Source organism: Hymenobacter sp. (assembly GCF_036387835.1).
Lineage (GTDB): Bacteria > Bacteroidota > Bacteroidia > Cytophagales > Hymenobacteraceae > Hymenobacter.
On the sequence record NZ_DASVSY010000010.1, the window covers coordinates 51,103 to 67,235 of the forward strand.

Sequence of the window (16,133 nt, forward strand, 5' to 3'; positions counted from 1 at the left end):
CTTCAGCTACGCTATATACTATTTATCCCAGATATATCAGAAAAACAGCGTTTTATTTAATGCGATAACCGCCTCCCGAAAGTCGGCGCGGGCAATTAGAAACTGAATGTTAACCTTGCGCAACGCAAAACCGGCACTCAGAATATTAATATTGGCATCGGCCAGGGCGCCGGCGGCCTTGGCCAGCAGACCCGGCTGGTCGATGTTGGAGCCAATCAAACAGACCATGGCGGCCTTCTCAACGGTTATCTTTTCGTACTTCTCTTGCAGGTCCTGCACCAGCTTTTTATTGAAGTCTTTTTCCCAAATAACCACCGAAATGCTGTTGGCGCTGGTGGCCTTGAAGCTGTAGCTGATGCCCAGGTCATAGAAGGTTTGCATGATGTGCAGGTCGTAGCCGGCGGCGCCCACCATCAAGGGGTCGTACACATCAATGATTAGCACTTTTTCGGTGCCCGTAATCACCTCCACCCGCTTGTGCGGCGACACATAATCCTCGGTGATGAGGGTGCCGGGGTGCTCGGGCTCGAAGGTGTTCTTGATGCGCAGGTTGATCTTGTTGATTTCCAGCGGCTTCGACGCTTTGGGGTGAATGGCTTCCATGCCCACGTCGGCCAGCTGGTCAGCCACGTCGTAATTGGTGAAGCCAATGGGTTCACAATTGTCCACACCCACCATCACGGGGTCGGCCGAGCAGAGGTGGTATTCTTTGTGAATGATGGCTTCCTTGGGCTTCACGGCTACGGCTATTTTACTGAAAGTCACTTCCGAATAGCCTCTGTCAAACTCGCGCATGATGCCTTCGGTACCTTTCACGTAACCCGTGACGATACAGATGGTTTCGGCGAAATTAATGCGCTTGAAAGCGTGCCGGATCCGCTGGTCGATAGTGTACGACTTATGGTCGTGAAAGCCGCTCAAATCCACGAGCGTAGCATGGATGCCGCGATTTTGCAGAATGTTAACCGAGTTGAACGCCGAGTGCGTTTCCCCAATGGACGCCAGAATTTCGCGCGCGGCCTGCAGAATGTTGTAGCTGCTCACGTAGCCGGAGGCCAGAATGTTGGTGAGGCTGTTGAGGTAGGTTTGGGCGTCCTGAATGCGCTGTTCAATAAAGGCGTCGGCAACGGCCAGATCCAGGCCTAGCGGCTCGTACTGCCGGTTCAGCGCCTTGAGCTTGGTGGCTACTTCGGCCAAGGCCTGGTGAAACTTTTTGTGTTCGGTAATGCGGTGGTAGACACCAGGCTCCCCCGTTTTTTTGTTTTCGAGCAGCCAGTTGGTGACGCCAGCATATGCCGATACCACAAAAATCCGGTTGTAGAGTTCAGCGCCCGTGCGGTTGAATTCGATGATGTTGCGCAGCACGTCGCCGAAGGCACTCATCGACGTGCCCCCTATTTTTTCTACTGTAAGCATAGAACCATTGCAAGTGAAACGGCAAACATAGGCACCATGGCCCGAATGCCAAAAGCAACCATTGGTCGGCTGCGCTTGATAATCAGCTGATCAACAACCAGCAATGCCGCACGGCTCTTTGAGCAGCATATAAGGTCTAGCGGTTGTCTGCATATCGTGCGCTCCCCCCGGCATCGCTAAGACGCGGCGAAGAGGGAGTTGGCAGCCACCTCCTCGACCACTGAGCCAGGTTGGGTCTGATGAAATGCTTCGTAGACGGCGTGATAAATAGCTACCGTCCGTTGAACAACCGTAGCTGGATTGTGCCGCTGCCAGGCGACGGTGCGGGCCTGCGCGATAAGACGCTGGCGCAGGGCCGGGTTGTGGCAGAGCTGCAGCACCTGCCGGGCAATAGTGGCCGGATTCAGGTCGCAGAGCAAACCCGTCTGCTCATGCTCAACCAACGAGCTGACGCCGCCCACATTGGCCGCTATTACCGGCAGCCCGGCTACCTGCGCCTCGCACACGCTGTTGGGGCTGTTGTCGACGTGGGAAGGATGCAGCAGGCAGAACGACTCACGAAACAGAACTGCCAGCTCGGCGGCCGATACAAACTGCCGGCACTGTACGTCGTTGGGCCCTATGTTTCGCAAACCAGTCTGGGCGATGGCAGCCGCCATTTCGTGGTCGTTGACCCGGCCAACGATTACCAGTTGCACGTCCACCTGCGCCCGAACAATCTTGAAGGCCGCCAACGTCTCCCGAAAGCCTTTTAGTTCTTGGCTGCCACCCATAAACAGCAACTGCGGCCGGCCGGAAACTGGTGCCACCACCGAATCATCCCCGAAAAATTCAGGCCTGATCATTTCCCAGTTGTGATGCACAGTGCACCCGGGGCTAAGTTGCCTGATCTGGGCTTTGTCCCAGTGCGTACGACACGAGAAATGGTGAATTGCCGGCAAGTAACGCCGCTCATAATAACCAGCCAGCGCCCAAAGGAACTTTAGCTTGGAAAACGTTCCCGGCACAAATCGAATATACTGCGAAACCAGCCCCTGTACGGAAAGCAGCTGCGGCACGGCCAGTCCGGCCGTCATAGCGGGCAACTGCAACTCAGAGCCGTGCAGATGCAGCAAGTCGTAGCGCTGATAGTGCTGCCGTAGGTAAGCGACAACCAAAGCAATCCGGCGTCGATACAGCGTTAGTATATCTTCCCGAACAGAGGGCACTTTTAAATAAATAAAACGAATTCCGTCTTGCGTACACTCTTCGACGTCACTGGAAATTTTTGAAGTCCAGTTTAAAATAGTCAATTCTATTTCGGCGTGTTGACTGAGTTCCTTTGCTAAAGTACCTACCCACGGAACCGGGTGAGGCGCAGTTTCCAAGGGGTGCGGATACGGAGCAAGCCAAAGCACTTTCATGGTCTGTTATTCAAATTGTAAATAATATCTTAAAACGTTACCTCTGATTTCGAATAGCTCTTTTGATATGCAGGTCAGAACGGAATAATTTGAGTTGTCTTTTAATATCTGTGTCGCCCCAAAGTAAAAAACGGTTTAGCTCCATCAAGCCCAGCGCATCGGTGCAAACTGATAAGCGGTTCTTACCTTCTCTAACTGTTACCCCCGTTTGAAAGCCGAGTCTTTTCGCAATTGCCACTACCTCCTTGGAATAGTTTCCGTTGGGATAAGCAATACTGGTAGGCGCCGTACCGAGCAATTTTGTAAGGTATTGCTGCGATTCCAGTAATTCCGCCTCCACTTCCGCGACGGTGTAATTGGTTAAAATAGCATGATTGTGCGTATGGTTACCGATAACCACGTATGGGTCGCGCGCAAATTCCTGTAGTTCAGCAGGCGTGAAAGGCCGGTCCAGGTCGCTGACCGGATGTAGGCACTGTTGCCCGAATTGCTCAATTAAATATTTTTCTATTTCGTGATTTTTTCTCTGCTTCAGCATTCCATATTCGCCTTGCTGCTGCCAGGGTTTATTTAGTTTCTGGCGTTGTCGGTATACTACATCCCACCAAAACGATTTACCAGCAGCCACATGGTTTGCAGAAACATAAAAAACCGCTGGCACTTTATATTTTCGCAGTATGGGTAAGGCTAGCTGGTTATTGAAATAGCCGTCGTCAAACGTAATTAAAGCGTACTTTTTATTTTTATCAAGCACGCCTTCTATATTATCAGGCGAAATAAATATATACCCATTTGACAAGAAATATTCTATAAATTCAGAAAATACAGCTACCGTAATATTTTGCTGCGCATCAACTGTAGCAGAAGCGAGAGTTTGCTTTTCTTCATAGAGCGAATGAAATAAGAAAATCAGCAAGGCTGGTCTTTCTTTAAGTATAGAAACATGCAGCAAGGATATTCGCTCATCTATTCTATTGGCTATAGAAGCTACCTTTTTCCGCATGTTTGATTTTGGCTATTTCTTACAGCCGATAAAACTTGTTAATAACAGAAGAATTTACGAAGACCTATACTTATGGGATTGCCACACGAACGTGATGCCCTAGCTTCGGCTTCACATTGCAATACAACCCTTCAGCGAATCATAGACACGTTGTGAGCATCGACGTAAGTTGGGCAGTTTCTTCACAAGGTATCATTTTATATAATATACTTTATATTGAACGTGAGTTATAAAGATAGGACTTACGCAAACTCATGGTATGATCTTTCACGCAGTGGATCGGGGTATAAGTCCTAAAAGAAAAAGCCGTTGCTGTATGCAACGGCTTTTTTGCTCTTCAACCAAGAAAGATTGTTATTTTGCTTGGCGCTGGCGCTCCACTATGCTACGCCCGAGTGTAATCTCGTCGGTGTATTCCAGCTCGCCCCCCATCGGGATGCCGCGGGCAATGGAGCTGATGTGTACTTCGGCGAAGTCGCGCAGCTTACGGGACAGGTAGAAAGCGGTGGTATCGCCTTCCATGGTGGGACTGATGGCCAGAATAACTTCTTTGATTTCCGACTCTGGCGCGCTGATGCGCTCTACCAACGAATCGATTTGCAGGTCGCTAGGGCCCACACCCTCGATGGGCGAAATAACGCCGCCTAGCACGTGATAGCCGCCTTTGTATTGGCCGGTGTTTTCGATGGCAATAACGTCGCGAATGTCCGACACCACGCAGATGGTGCTATGGTCGCGGAGTTTGTTGGCGCAGATGGTGCACTCGGCCGTGTCGGAGATGTTGTGGCAGGTGTCGCAGTAGCGGATGTCGAAGCGCATTTTGGCCAGGGCTTCGGCTAGCGAAGCGGTGGTATCCGTTTCAGCCTTCAGCAGGTGAAGCGCGAGGCGTAGCGCGGTTTTTTTACCGATGCCGGGTAGCTTGGACAGTTCCCCAACGGCGTTTTCAATCAGTTTGGAAGGAAAATCCATTTAAATAAAGCTATAAGCTGTAAGCCGCAAGCCTTTAGCTTCGGCCTCCGCAGTCAGACGGTAAGCTTGCTGCCTGAAGCTTACCGCTTGCAACTCGTATTTATAAAACGTCGGCCGAAATACCTCGGTCGTGGATGGCGGTACACATGGCCGCTAGCTCGTCGTAGACGCCGTGCTTGACGGTGCACTGCCCTTTGTAGTGGATGAGCAAGGTGCACTGCTCGGCCTGTTCCGGCTCGTGGCCGCACACATCGATGAGGGTTTTGATAACGTGGTCGAAGGTGTTGATGTCGTCGTTGTATACAATTAAGTCGCGCACATCCGTGGTTTCTTCCAGCAACAGGACGTCCTCGTCGTAGTCGATTTGTGGTTTGCTATTCATGGTACAAAAGTACGTAAAAACGAGCAAAAAAACGGGATTAGTGGCCTCTGCCGGCCTTATATAACCCCTTGAAGAGCAGAAACGTTTCGGCAATTTCAGGAAAGTATCGTCTGCCGAAGAATAGCTATTCACCTGCGTGATTGAAAGCTAAAGAAGACCGGTTTAGCCATGGACGGAGGCCGTTTCGCGTAACTGCCATAGCGGCAGTCTGCATCCATGGGTACGTTAGCAGAAGCCGCCGTTGATAAGGGCGTGCAACTCGACTATTTCGGGCACCCCGGCCACCCGCACAACGTGGCTGGCCAGGACCGGGGGCACCTCTACAATAAAATTACCCAATACCTCGACGAGAAACTGTAATATTCGAGAATATTCGACGCTGTTTCTCTACCAGTAGTGCACTATGAAAAACTTAAATAAGCTGCGCCTGCCCAAATCCTTACCAAGGATACTAGCCGAAGAGTCGATGTGGGAGGAAGACACCTACGCACCGTTTCACGTCTCAATCCACGACCATACGGGTGAAGTTTTGTACGAAGTATACCTGGCGCCCACCAACGAGCCGGAACTGCTCGAGCTGAACGCCGAGTTGGCCCAAGCCGGGTTTGAAGTGAACGGCTACGGGTGGGAAAAAGCTATTCGCGCTTTGCTAGCCAAAAAAGCCCCTCATTTCAACGAGCAGGTGCAAAGCGACAGTGACACAGAAGCCTGCGTACTATATACTACCACCGAAGCAGATTTCCGGCAACTACTAGACTTGCTTTGGGAGCTGGTTGAAAACCCGCAGGAAATCAAGACCTTGTCTTGAGAATTTTTGGACATTCAGTAAAATAAAAAGCCCTTAGCGTAAGGCTAAGGGCTTTTTATTTGCCACACGGACTTTGTGCCGCTCAGGTCCAAGCGCATCTGCCGGTTTAAAGTTTCTTCGGTAATCTTGTCGTCCATCAGCAACAGGGCCTTGCTGCTGATGGACGACCGTACGGCGTCCTTGAAAGGCAGGAAAAGCTTCTGAATTACCTACCTAATAGTTAACTGCGCCGTTTGTACTTAATTTTCGAGCCTCACTCGCCGCTTTACATCCCCATGCCCGTACCGTCAGCTGAGTTCAAAAAAGCTCTCCAACGCCTCCCCGAGAAAGAAAAAGAAGCGCTCTTGCTCCGTGCTGCCCGCCGCGACGCCGAGCTGTACGAAACGCTTAGTTTCGAGCTGCTGCCTGATGTGACGATTGAAACCATATTCGAGGAAACCTCTGACCGGATTCACGAGCTGTTTGCCGTCGGGGCCACGGGCCGGTTGCTGAACCGCAGTCTCACCAAGGCACTGCAAAAAGCCACCAAAGAAGTGGCCCGCACCCGGCGCATCACCAAAGACAAGCGCTTGGAAATCGACCTCAACCTTTACACCCTGCGCGTCATCTTCGACAACTACACCGGTCAGTTCGATAGCGTGTATGGCGGGTTCTACACGGCCACGGCCCGGCTGGCAGCCCGCACCACGCAGCTAATAAGCAGCAACCTGCACGAAGATCTTTGGCTGGAGTACAAGTCTGATATCGACGACTTGCTAGCACAACTACACGCACGCACTAAAAGTCATGGTCTAAAGTTCAGCTTACCAAGAGAGCTAGTGCTACCGGATTAATTCTATTAAGCTTTGTCTGTATATTTTGCATTATGATGCAACAGAATTCTAATAATAAATGATTATGAAGGATATTCTTGGACAAAAGGCTTCGAACTAACTAGCTTTGATCGTTCAATTGTCCTGTTTTCATTTCATTCATTTTTATTTATGCTTAACTGTTTTACTCGTTTCCTTGCACTAGGAATTATGTTTGCTGCTACCGGTTGTGCTGCTAGTTACACGCGTATCCAACCAGATAGAATGGCGGGATATCAATTGGCTGGCAGCACTGCAGGAGTTGACCTTGGCTATAAATATGATGCTTTGCGTCAGCGTGGCCGTAACAAGAAGTATAGCAAAAAGGAACGCAAGAAGGGTTACCAAGTAGTAGCCGTAAAAGTGACCAACAAAACGACGCAGGAGCTTAACTTCTCTCGTGATTTGGATCTTATGTTCGGGGACCGGTCCATTACTCCAGTTCCTTCGAACCAGGCGGCGGCTGATTTAAAGCAGGGGGTACTAATCTACCTGTTGTATGTACTCCTTAATCCTACTGTAGGCGCCCAAACAGATCCTGTAACTGGTCGAGTGTCAGGCGGTACTACCTTTTACACAGGGCCATTTATTGCAGCCGGCAATATGATTGGCGCGGGCGCGGCCAACCAAAACCTGCGTAAAGAATTTACTGCCCACGATTTAACTGACCGTAATATCAAGCCGGGCGAAACGGTTTATGGCATAGTAAGTCTGCGTGAGACCAACGTTGCTCCTTTGCGTTTGCAACTGCGCAATCAAGCTGCCTCGACTCCGATTCCTACTCAGCCTCAGCCAACACAAACGCCAGCAGCTCCAATTCAAGCAGCTCCAGCTACTTCCCCTACTCCCGCTGGCTCAGGTCGCTAGGTTAAAGAGTACACTAATACAATAAAAGCCCTGCTGGCAGCTGCCAGCAGGGCTTTTCAAATTAACTGGAGCCACTACTTCGAAGCTTTAGCTGGCTTGGCAGAAGCGCTTTCGCCGGGCTCGTTCTTGGCAATCACGTTGAAGCTCATCGTGAAGTCGTCCATGATGGCTTTGTCGCCGATGCCTTCGAAGAACGACTTCGAGCCGTATTTGATGTCGAACTTGGTGCGGTCGATGGTGGCGGTGCCGCTAGCGGAAGCCAGATTGCCTTTCACACCCACTTTGGCCGGGAAGCTAACAGGCTTGGTGATGCCTTTAATGGTCAGGTCGCCGGTGATAGTGGCGTTGTTGCCGGCCGCATCGGCTTTCATCGGCGTCACCTTCGTGATGTTGAAAGTCGAAGTTGGGTTTTTGTCGATGGAGAAGAAGTCATCGGAGCGCAAGTGGCCCATCAGTTTGCCGTTGGTTTCAGCATCCTTGATGTCTTCGATTTTCAACGAGTTCATGTCCACAGTGAACATGCCGCCCACAACCTGATTGCCACGAACCAACACGGTGCCTTCCTTGAACTGCACGCTGCCGTTATGCTGGCCAGTCACTTTCTTACCTGTCCAGCCGAGGGTGCTCAGCTGCGTCTGTAGCTTGAAGGTTTTGTCGGCTGCTTTGCGGGCAGCAACAGGAGCTTTTTCAGTTGCAGGAGTGCCAGCCATGGCAGGAGCTACAAGCAACGAAACAGCTAACAGCGCTGGTAAAATGATTTTTTTCATGATAAGGCAATTGTGAAAATGAAAAGTAAAAAGAAAGGCTAACTGAGAAAGCCGTCAGTCGCGGATTTTATCTAACAAGTCACTCAATAAGGTGGCTTCTGCTTCGGTCAGGTTGCTTAACACGGGATTAAGATCAATCACCTTGTCTATTTTAGACAGTAAGTCTAGCCCTGCTTCCGTGATGCAGATATCAACGGCGCGGCGGTTGCTGGGGCACACGGTGCGCGTCACCAGCTTCTTAAGCTCCAGCTTGTCTACAATGCGGGAAGCGTTGCTGGTTTTATCCAGCATTCGTTCAATCAGCAGATTGACAGTTGCCGGCTTGGGGTGCTGCCCTCGCAAAATCCGAAGTATATTGAACTGAGGCAGTGTGATACCAAAGTCTTTAAACTGGTTTGCATTACGCTGCTGTACCCACCCAGTCGTGTAAACCAGATTAATTAAGGCCTTTTGATGAACATCTCTAAAGACAGGCTGTTTGATTGCGTCCTCTATTTTCATGGTAAGGAAAAGGCTACCTCGGTAAGGCACTGCAATATATGTACATACATTTAATGTTGCAACACATTTTCCGGAAATATTTTTGATTGAAATTTATTTATTTTCCAATAGCGGTTTTGTGCCATCTACCGTAAGAGCAGCCTTTCATCTTATTCCATCAATATAATGTATAAGCTGTCCTTTCTACTAGTCTTGTTCATGCTGATTTTCGGTTGCTCATATCAACTCGCAGCCCAATCTAAAACCACGCCACCCGCCGGGGCTGTTGCCGCTAATGCAACCGACCGGTTTGTGATGTCAGATGGCACCGTATTATTGATGCAAGGAGGTCGTTCTAATCCGCTTTCCAAGAACGTGGTGCTCTCAAACGGCACCAAAATAAACTATAAAAGTGGTATCGTTGAATTCACAACAGGTAAGAAGACCACTTTGCGCGAAGGCGACTACGTGAAAATGAACGGCGACATCGTGTATGCCACACCAGCCAGCGCCGCCGCGGCCCGCGGCGACAACTCGGTGCCAGCCACCGCGCAATACGACAAGTATGTGGAGCGCGGCACCACGGCCACGAGCACCACGGTATCCGGAACGCCGGTTTCAGAAGAATTGACTGCTTTGCTCACGCGCAAAATTCAGCTGCTCAATCAGAAAATTAGCCTGATGACGCCTAACCCCGCCAACCAAGCGGCTGTCGACAAACTCAACCAGCAACTTGGAGCGTTGGATGCGCAAATAAACCACTAAGGTTTCTGGTTAAAGAAGTAGTTGGTGCTAGATGTCCTGCCAATGCAACAACCCGGCGGCTTCGCGTACCAAGCCAAACGGCTCGTTCTGTATAATAAGCAAGCCATCTAGGTCGCAAATTTCAGTTAGGCCACTGACTTGCAGCGCCCCCCAGATACCTAACGAGGTTTCAACCATACAGCCTATCATCGTTTGCAGGCCATGGGCTTGGGTTTCGCGCAAAATTCGTAGGCCGTTTCGGTAACCTCCCGCCTTCATAAGCTTCATGTTCACTCCGTGAAACTGCTGGGCTATATCTTCGAAATCGGCGGTGTCGGTTACGGATTCGTCGGCAAACAGCGGCCACGGCGAGCGAGGATGCAGGTAGCGGTAAGCAGCGGTGTGGGTTGCGGGCAAGGGCTGCTCTAGTAGGCGCGCTTTTAGGCCAGTCAAGGGAGCTACTTGCTCAACGAAGGTCATAACCTTGTCGGGATCCTGCCAAGCCTCGTTGCCATCGATGATGAGTGGACGGCCGGGCAACACGCGGGTAAGTTCACGCAGTAAGTCGTAGCCACTTTCTTGGTTCACCTTCACTTTCAGGAGTTGAAAGCGAGCCATTTGCTGCTCTCTCACAAACTCGGCCACTTCGCCGGGGTCCATGATGGGTAGCGTAAAGGCTGTGGGTACGGCAAGCGCCGGTTCGGGTGCGCCTAGCCACTGCCAAACGGGCTGCCCTGCCTGGCGAGCCGCCCATAACACAAACGCCGATTCAATGGCGAAGCGTAAAGCATGGGCCGGGGGGTGAGCCGTCAGAAACTCCTGCAGTTCTGCCTCCGTGCGGATTTTTCCCAGGCCTGCTTGTAGCAACGAGGTGAATTCCAGCTGCAAAGCTTCGGGGGTTTCGCCGTAGCGTATGTTAGGCGCCGCTTCCCCCATTCCTACAGGCCCTCCCCCTTTTGGGTCACGCACCTGTACTATCAAGTTGGTTTTCGTAGTGGAGGCATTGCGTGAGATTTTCCAAGTGAAGCGCAACGGTAGGATGTGGGGCGTAAGACTCCAAGCAAGCATGTCGTAATAGAAAAAGCCAAAAAACAGGGTTACAGACTATCAGTCAACTCAACCCAAAAGCGAATTACATTTTAAACATAAAACTGACAGATAGCCCGATACCAAAATTGTCAGTGCTACGAGCTGGAATGCCTGCATGAGTGAAATGAAGCAGACACCGTAGAAACACTACACGTTTTTATGGTGCACAGTTAGTTCGGTCACTTCGTAATTAGCCGGGGCAAGCACCAACAGATTTAGGCCTAGCATAGTCCTTGGCCACACGGCGTGAAGATCTGTAGTTTTTAGCAATCGTGGACGGTTCAAGCTTGTTTTAAACAAACTGAAGCGCGAAATCTGGACGTCATTCTGGCAAGTGAATCGATGGTACCTCGCTGCATATGAAACCTGACTTGTCGATGAGCAGGTACATGATGCAGCCAACTACCAGCGAAGGCGCTACGTTGAAAAAGCACCTCTGAAAGGCTAAAACAGCTTAGCAAAGACTCATGCCAAAGGGGCCGCAATGCGGCTCCTTTGGCGTTGTCGAACCGCCCGAACAACTTGCTTTGCTGCGTACACGGAGTAGCTAGCCGATAGGGAAGCCCAAAAACCTATCTTTGCTACCTTCACTTCCTTCCCTTTGCTGCCGCGTATGAAGTTTTCGCGACTTGTCCCCGTCGTTCTGGTGCTGGCCCTGGTGGCCGTATTGCTTACTGTTCTCACCTCTTATCAGTTGATTGCCCTCGACCCGCTGGTGGCCCAGGCAGCACGCTGGTTGTTTCTGGCCGTCTTTGTGGCGTATGGCGTACAACGCCGCTCCCTCACGTTCTGGATTGTGGTCAGCATGTTCGTCGGGGCCGAAATTGGCAACGACTATCCGGAGTTTGCCGTCAACCTGAAAGTGCTTAGTGACGTGTTTCTGCGGCTGGTCAAAACCATTATTGCGCCGCTGGTATTTGCCACGCTGGTAGTAGGCATTGCCGGCCATGCCGACTTGAAGCAGGTAGGTAAGATGGGGCTCAAGGCTCTGGTTTACTTTGAAGTTATTACCACGTTTGCCCTTTTCATTGGGTTGGCAGCCATCAACTTAACGAAAGCCGGCGTGGGCATCAGCCAAGCGGGCGTAGTCGCCGAAGCCGAGAAGCTGCAACCCATCAAGCAAACCACTTCCGATATTATTCTGCACATCTTCCCCGAAAACATTGCCAAATCGGTGGCTGAAGGGCAGGTGCTGCAAGTAGTGGTATTTGCCATCATCTTCGCCATCGGACTGGCGATGGTGCATCAAAACAAGCGTCGCCCCATGCTGGAAGTAATCGACAGCCTGTCGGAGGTGATGTTCAAGTTTACCAACGTGGTTATGTTTTTTGCCCCCATTGGGGTGGGAGGCGCCTTGGCGTACACAGTAGGCAAGATGGGCTTTGAGCCGCTCAAGAACGCCTTTTATCTGCTGCTCACGCTTTACGTGGCGCTGCTGGCGTTTATGCTGCTGGTTCTGCTGCCCGTGGCCTTGCTGATGCGGATTCCGGTTAAGCGTTTCGTGCAGGCTATTGCCGAGCCGGTGAGTATTGCCTTTGCTACCACCTCATCGGAAGCGGCACTGCCGCGGGCCATGGAAGCCATGGAAGGCATTGGCGTTCCGCGGCGTATTGTGGCCTTTGTGATGCCAACTGGCTACTCGTTCAACCTCGATGGCACTACGCTGTACTTGTCGTTGGCGGCGGTATTCGTGGCGCAGGCTGCTGGCATTGAGCTGTCGTTTGGGCAGCAACTGGTGATGGTGTTCACGCTGATGCTTACCTCGAAAGGGGTAGCGGGCGTACCACGGGCCTCCCTCGTCATTCTACTAGCTACGGTGGCTTCATTCAACTTGCCGTCGTGGCCGGTATTCATCATTCTGGGCATCGATGCCCTGATGGATATGGCCCGGACTGCGGTCAACGTCATCGGCAACTGCCTGGCTACGGCCGTAGTAGCCCGTTGGGAAGGCGAGTTTATAGACAACTACGTAGCGCCTGAGCGCATTGAAGGCTTAGCAGAAGTTGATAGTAGCTTGATGCAGCAGTCGCACTAGCGCTTCGCTTTTACTGGCAAATCTTGGCCTCTACCCTTTTCCGGGTGGGGGCTTTTTTGTGCCTCCTGATTCACCTATTCAGGTTGAATTACGGTGGAGCGTCCGTTGGTAATAACCTACCATCAGAGGCAACACAGAAGGCATAGGTCCGGGCCAGGGGCTTTATCTTCGTGTTTTCAGTGTCAACGAAGTGGAGCAGGAACAGCAGCGCAAGATCATTCATCTGGACATGGATGCCTTCTATGCCTCGGTGGAGCAGCGCGACCAGCCGGCGCTACGCGGCAAGCCGGTGGCCGTAGGGGGCTCGCGGCAGCGGGGCGTGGTGGCGGCAGCCAGCTACGAGGCCCGGCAGTTTGGCGTACGCTCGGCTATGGCCTCGTCGGTGGCACTGCGCAAGTGCCCGGAATTGGTGTTTGTGAAGCCGCGTTTCGAGGTGTACAAAGAGGTTTCGCGGCAGATTCGGGCCATTTTTGCCGAGTACACGCCGCTTATCGAGCCGTTGTCGCTCGATGAAGCTTATCTCGACGTCACGCACAACCTGAAGCAGATTGCGTCAGCTACGCAGCTTGCGCAGGAAATCAGGGCCCGGATTCTGGCTGAAACGCAGCTCACGGCTTCGGCGGGCATTTCCTACAATAAATTTCTGGCCAAGCTGGCTTCTGATTACCGCAAGCCCAATGGTCAGTTTGTGATCAAGCCCCACGAAGGCTTGGCGTTTGTGGAAGCCTTGTCGGTTGGGCAGTTTCATGGTATCGGGCCGGCTACGGTGGCCCGGCTGCATCAGCTAGGCATCTTTACGGGCCTCGACCTGCGGCAGCAAACGGAGGCGTTTCTGCGGCAACACTTTGGCAAGGCCGGCACCCACTACTACCACATTGCCCGCGCTCAAGACCACCGCCCCGTGGTGGCCGACCGAGTCCGGAAGTCGGTTGGCTCTGAAACCACTTTCGAGCACGACTTACTTACCCACGCCGAGCTACTGGCAGGTTTGCAGCCAATACTCGACGCCGTGTGGGCCACCAGCCAACGTACCGGCTCCTCTGGCCGCACCGTCACTTTGAAAGTAAAGTATGCTGACTTTCGGCAGATAACGCGCAGCCGCACCTTCCTGGCTCCTATCCGCACACCGGCGCTATTAACTCAAGTTAGCCATGAGTTGCTGGCGGCCCTACTACCGCTGCCGCTCGGCGTGCGCCTGCTCGGGGTGGCCCTTTCCACCTTGGAAACCGAGATAGAAGCGCCTGGACAGCAGTTGGCACTACGGTTTTAGAAGTATTTGGGGGTAGCCTTACTCGGATTGGCGGGAAAATTTTTAGCCCGCAGATGGCACAGAAGTTTACGCAGAGGGCGCGCAGTGGTCTGGCAGCAGCTTAAGCGGCTTTCGGGACCCGGCGCTTTTTGCTTTTCTTTTTCAACTTGCGACGGCGGGCTCCGAGGCGTTGCCGTTCGGCTTTGCGCTCGGCCCGGGCCTCCAGGCGCTGAGGCAGCCGGGCCGTCAGTTGCTCCCGCACGTACTGCGCCAGAATGGACAGCGGCACCGAATGCGCATTGCGCACCACGTTCAGCACCTCCCGCCGACGCAACCAGCTCACGCCGGTTAAGCCGCGGCTCATCAGGAACTGGCGCACTTCTTCCAACAACAGCAAGTCGGCCACGGCCGCCCGCTCGACGGTGGCATTGTAGAGGGCTGGTCGGTGCACGCACAAACCATCCGGCGAGGCCACCAGCACACCCACCCATTCGGGCAGCAGGGGCAACAGCTTAACTAAGTGCTTTTCGGTGACGATGAACGTGACGAAATCGTAGGCACCCGCGTAGCAGGCCAGTTGCCGGCTTACCCGCTGGAGTGTATCACCATCGCCTTTCACCTCGTAGACGTGCATGAATTGCTCGGTGATGTGCACCACATCGGCGCGGGTGCTACCGGTGGGCAGCTCATCAACGTACACGCCGCTTGTGAGCAGCGGATAAAGCAGGGCGCGGATTTCCGGGTCGTTCATGCAAGGCGCAAGATACGGGTGGCACTGCCTGAAAAGTGAATTTGTGAAAGGTGAAGTTGTGCTTTGCAGCGCGAGCCTGTACTTTTTACAAGCTCACTTCTCCTATAAGGGGCGTGAAACGGGCACAAAGTGGTTTTCCTGAATAAATTTCCGCCACGTGCGTTAAACCCCGCCCCTGTTGCTCTATCTATGAAGATAAAATCCACCATCCCATTTCCGTTATGAAAACAACCCTATTCAAAGTGCTAGCGCTGGTTCTTGTGCTTCTGACGACAAGTATAGCGGCCCCCGCGCAAGGCAAATACCGCAACGACGATCATCCGGAGCGGCGTGAAACGCAGGCCTACATTCAGCAGAATGTGTTGCCGGTGGTGCGGCAGCAGCGCCAGAAGCTGGACGCGCAACTTTCCACCGCCGATAAAGCACAGCTAGCCATCTACCGCACGCAGCTCAAAGAAGCAAACCAGCGGACCCAAGCACTCCGGCAGAGTTTCCGCGGCAACCAAAACACCACGCCTAATGCCACCGAGTCGGCCAGCCCCCGTGCAACCCTCACCGAAGCACAGCAACAGCAGCTCGCGCAAGTACATGCCGAAACTCGAACCATTCTCCAGAACGTGAGTCAGATAGCGGAGAAGTACGTCAGCAACATCACGCAGCTAAACCAGGAAATTCAGCCGCAAAAGGAGAAATGGGCGGCCGATATAGAAGCTATTGCAAGCGAAAATACCACTGCTGAGTTGCAAGAAAAACCAGGCCGTTTCCGGGGCCGGCTACACCACCGGATGGGCGCTGGCAGATTCTTACGCCCTACGCCTTTCCTGCTGCTAGATCCTGCCGGTGCTACCGCCGTTCCTGCTGAGCCTAACGTAGGCAGCACTAGTCTCTTCCCGAATCCGGTGGTAGCGACCAGCCAGCTGGAATACACCGTAGCCAAGGCTGGCCCTGTAACCGTGGAGTTACTCGATGGCCGCGGCAATACATTGCGCACCCTAGCGCAGGAAGTTAAGCAAGAGAAAGGCCCGCATGCCCTGCAAGTCAACCTCTCCGATTTGTCGCGTGGCACTTACTACTACAAAATCACGACCCGCACTGGCTCGGAAACCAAACGGTTTGTGAAAGAATAACCAGCCTCTGTCAGTCGTTATAAAGCCAACTTCGCCCCGAGGTTGGCTTTTTTCGTTTCACCCTCTGCTACTTCTAGCAACGAAAAGTGTTAGTTCTGCCGCAGTCTTGATGAGGCTTTCCTTTGCTTGGCAGTGGCATGACACTTCACACGTTTCTAAAAACCATTATCCTAATGGCTGGCCTGCGGAGAG

At 52.5% G+C, this 16,133-nt stretch carries 17 protein-coding genes; 8 read left to right on the forward strand and 9 right to left on the reverse strand.

Annotated features, from left to right (window positions below; all coding sequences use genetic code 11):
- Positions 1-36: 36 nt before the first annotated feature.
- The 5 genes from VF639_RS02090 to VF639_RS02110 all read right to left on the reverse strand — a co-directional run bounded on the left by VF639_RS02090 (position 37) and on the right by VF639_RS02110 (position 5,173).
- A complete protein-coding gene (locus tag VF639_RS02090) occupies positions 37-1,416 on the reverse strand; it encodes an aspartate kinase (protein ID WP_331144222.1) in 1,380 nt (459 codons plus the stop codon).
- A gap of 176 nt (positions 1,417-1,592) precedes the next feature.
- A complete protein-coding gene (locus VF639_RS02095; RefSeq protein ID WP_331144223.1) occupies positions 1,593-2,573 on the reverse strand; it encodes a glycosyltransferase family 4 protein in 981 nt (326 codons plus the stop codon).
- Between the two features lie 283 nt (positions 2,574-2,856).
- Positions 2,857-3,822: a polysaccharide deacetylase family protein gene (locus tag VF639_RS02100; protein ID WP_331144224.1), complete on the reverse strand. Its 966-nt coding sequence runs from the start codon at positions 3,820-3,822 to the stop codon at positions 2,857-2,859.
- A gap of 354 nt (positions 3,823-4,176) precedes the next feature.
- Positions 4,177-4,791: a recombination mediator RecR gene (recR, locus tag VF639_RS02105; RefSeq protein ID WP_331144225.1), complete on the reverse strand. Its 615-nt coding sequence runs from the start codon at positions 4,789-4,791 to the stop codon at positions 4,177-4,179.
- Between the two features lie 100 nt (positions 4,792-4,891).
- Positions 4,892-5,173: an ATP-dependent Clp protease adaptor ClpS gene (locus VF639_RS02110; protein WP_245122861.1), complete on the reverse strand. Its 282-nt coding sequence runs from the start codon at positions 5,171-5,173 to the stop codon at positions 4,892-4,894.
- Between the two features lie 216 nt (positions 5,174-5,389).
- Here VF639_RS02110 and VF639_RS02115 point away from each other — a divergent pair, with 216 nt between their 5' ends.
- From VF639_RS02115 to VF639_RS02130, 4 genes are all read left to right on the forward strand, one after another.
- Positions 5,390-5,533 (forward strand): hypothetical protein, encoded by a 144-nt coding sequence (locus VF639_RS02115; protein ID WP_331144226.1) that lies wholly within the window; start codon positions 5,390-5,392, stop codon positions 5,531-5,533.
- A gap of 43 nt (positions 5,534-5,576) precedes the next feature.
- Entirely contained in the window at positions 5,577-5,981 is a 405-nt protein-coding gene (locus VF639_RS02120) for an Imm51 family immunity protein (protein WP_331144227.1), read from the forward strand.
- Positions 5,982-6,256: 275 nt separating this feature from the next.
- Positions 6,257-6,814 (forward strand): hypothetical protein, encoded by a 558-nt coding sequence (locus tag VF639_RS02125; RefSeq protein ID WP_331144228.1) that lies wholly within the window; start codon positions 6,257-6,259, stop codon positions 6,812-6,814.
- 189 nt (positions 6,815-7,003) lie between these two features.
- Positions 7,004-7,699 carry a hypothetical protein gene (locus tag VF639_RS02130; RefSeq protein ID WP_331144229.1) on the forward strand — a complete coding sequence of 232 codons (696 nt, stop codon included), beginning with the start codon at positions 7,004-7,006 and terminating at the stop codon, positions 7,697-7,699.
- Between the two features lie 74 nt (positions 7,700-7,773).
- On the opposite strand, the gene VF639_RS02135 is transcribed toward VF639_RS02130, so the two are convergent.
- Complete coding sequence (locus tag VF639_RS02135; RefSeq protein ID WP_331144230.1) at positions 7,774-8,466, reverse strand: YceI family protein; 693 nt, start codon at positions 8,464-8,466, stop codon at positions 7,774-7,776.
- Positions 8,467-8,520: 54 nt separating this feature from the next.
- Positions 8,521-8,967, reverse strand: coding sequence for a MarR family winged helix-turn-helix transcriptional regulator (locus VF639_RS02140; RefSeq protein WP_331144231.1), 447 nt, complete (start codon positions 8,965-8,967; stop codon positions 8,521-8,523).
- 165 nt (positions 8,968-9,132) lie between these two features.
- Between VF639_RS02140 and VF639_RS02145 the strand changes: the two genes are divergently transcribed.
- Positions 9,133-9,711, forward strand: a complete 579-nt coding sequence (locus VF639_RS02145; RefSeq protein ID WP_331144232.1) for a DUF6799 domain-containing protein — start codon at positions 9,133-9,135, stop codon at positions 9,709-9,711.
- Positions 9,712-9,738: 27 nt separating this feature from the next.
- Here VF639_RS02145 and VF639_RS02150 read toward each other — a convergent pair whose 3' ends face one another.
- Positions 9,739-10,758 carry a dipeptide epimerase gene (locus VF639_RS02150; protein WP_331144233.1) on the reverse strand — a complete coding sequence of 340 codons (1,020 nt, stop codon included), beginning with the start codon at positions 10,756-10,758 and terminating at the stop codon, positions 9,739-9,741.
- 634 nt (positions 10,759-11,392) lie between these two features.
- Between VF639_RS02150 and VF639_RS02155 the strand changes: the two genes are divergently transcribed.
- Together VF639_RS02155 and dinB are read left to right on the forward strand one after the other, a co-directional pair.
- Complete coding sequence (locus VF639_RS02155) at positions 11,393-12,814, forward strand: dicarboxylate/amino acid:cation symporter (protein WP_331144234.1); 1,422 nt, start codon at positions 11,393-11,395, stop codon at positions 12,812-12,814.
- 190 nt (positions 12,815-13,004) lie between these two features.
- Entirely contained in the window at positions 13,005-14,084 is a 1,080-nt protein-coding gene (gene dinB, locus VF639_RS02160; protein WP_331144235.1) for a DNA polymerase IV, read from the forward strand.
- Between the two features lie 100 nt (positions 14,085-14,184).
- Here dinB and VF639_RS02165 read toward each other — a convergent pair whose 3' ends face one another.
- Positions 14,185-14,814: a sce7726 family protein gene (locus VF639_RS02165; protein ID WP_331144236.1), complete on the reverse strand. Its 630-nt coding sequence runs from the start codon at positions 14,812-14,814 to the stop codon at positions 14,185-14,187.
- Between the two features lie 221 nt (positions 14,815-15,035).
- Between VF639_RS02165 and VF639_RS02170 the strand changes: the two genes are divergently transcribed.
- Positions 15,036-15,941: a T9SS type A sorting domain-containing protein gene (locus VF639_RS02170; protein ID WP_331144237.1), complete on the forward strand. Its 906-nt coding sequence runs from the start codon at positions 15,036-15,038 to the stop codon at positions 15,939-15,941.
- Positions 15,942-16,133: the final 192 nt, after the last annotated feature.

Excerpts from the sequence above, each read along its gene's own strand:
- VF639_RS02090 (WP_331144222.1), bottom strand. The coding sequence starts at position 1,416 with ATGCTTACAGTAGAAAAAATAGGGGGCACGTCGATGAGTGCCTTCGGC.
- VF639_RS02100 (WP_331144224.1), bottom strand. The coding sequence starts at position 3,822 with ATGCGGAAAAAGGTAGCTTCTATAGCCAATAGAATAGATGAGCGAATA.
- recR (WP_331144225.1), bottom strand. The coding sequence starts at position 4,791 with ATGGATTTTCCTTCCAAACTGATTGAAAACGCCGTTGGGGAACTGTCC.
- VF639_RS02110 (WP_245122861.1), bottom strand. The coding sequence starts at position 5,173 with ATGAATAGCAAACCACAAATCGACTACGACGAGGACGTCCTGTTGCTG.
- VF639_RS02115 (WP_331144226.1), top strand. The coding sequence starts at position 5,390 with ATGGGTACGTTAGCAGAAGCCGCCGTTGATAAGGGCGTGCAACTCGAC.
- VF639_RS02120 (WP_331144227.1), top strand. The coding sequence starts at position 5,577 with ATGAAAAACTTAAATAAGCTGCGCCTGCCCAAATCCTTACCAAGGATA.
- VF639_RS02125 (WP_331144228.1), top strand. The coding sequence starts at position 6,257 with ATGCCCGTACCGTCAGCTGAGTTCAAAAAAGCTCTCCAACGCCTCCCC.
- VF639_RS02130 (WP_331144229.1), top strand. The coding sequence starts at position 7,004 with ATGTTTGCTGCTACCGGTTGTGCTGCTAGTTACACGCGTATCCAACCA.
- VF639_RS02135 (WP_331144230.1), bottom strand. The coding sequence starts at position 8,466 with ATGAAAAAAATCATTTTACCAGCGCTGTTAGCTGTTTCGTTGCTTGTA.
- VF639_RS02140 (WP_331144231.1), bottom strand. The coding sequence starts at position 8,967 with ATGAAAATAGAGGACGCAATCAAACAGCCTGTCTTTAGAGATGTTCAT.
- VF639_RS02145 (WP_331144232.1), top strand. The coding sequence starts at position 9,133 with ATGTATAAGCTGTCCTTTCTACTAGTCTTGTTCATGCTGATTTTCGGT.
- VF639_RS02150 (WP_331144233.1), bottom strand. The coding sequence starts at position 10,758 with ATGCTTGCTTGGAGTCTTACGCCCCACATCCTACCGTTGCGCTTCACT.
- VF639_RS02155 (WP_331144234.1), top strand. The coding sequence starts at position 11,393 with ATGAAGTTTTCGCGACTTGTCCCCGTCGTTCTGGTGCTGGCCCTGGTG.
- VF639_RS02165 (WP_331144236.1), bottom strand. The coding sequence starts at position 14,814 with ATGAACGACCCGGAAATCCGCGCCCTGCTTTATCCGCTGCTCACAAGC.
- VF639_RS02170 (WP_331144237.1), top strand. The coding sequence starts at position 15,036 with ATGAAAACAACCCTATTCAAAGTGCTAGCGCTGGTTCTTGTGCTTCTG.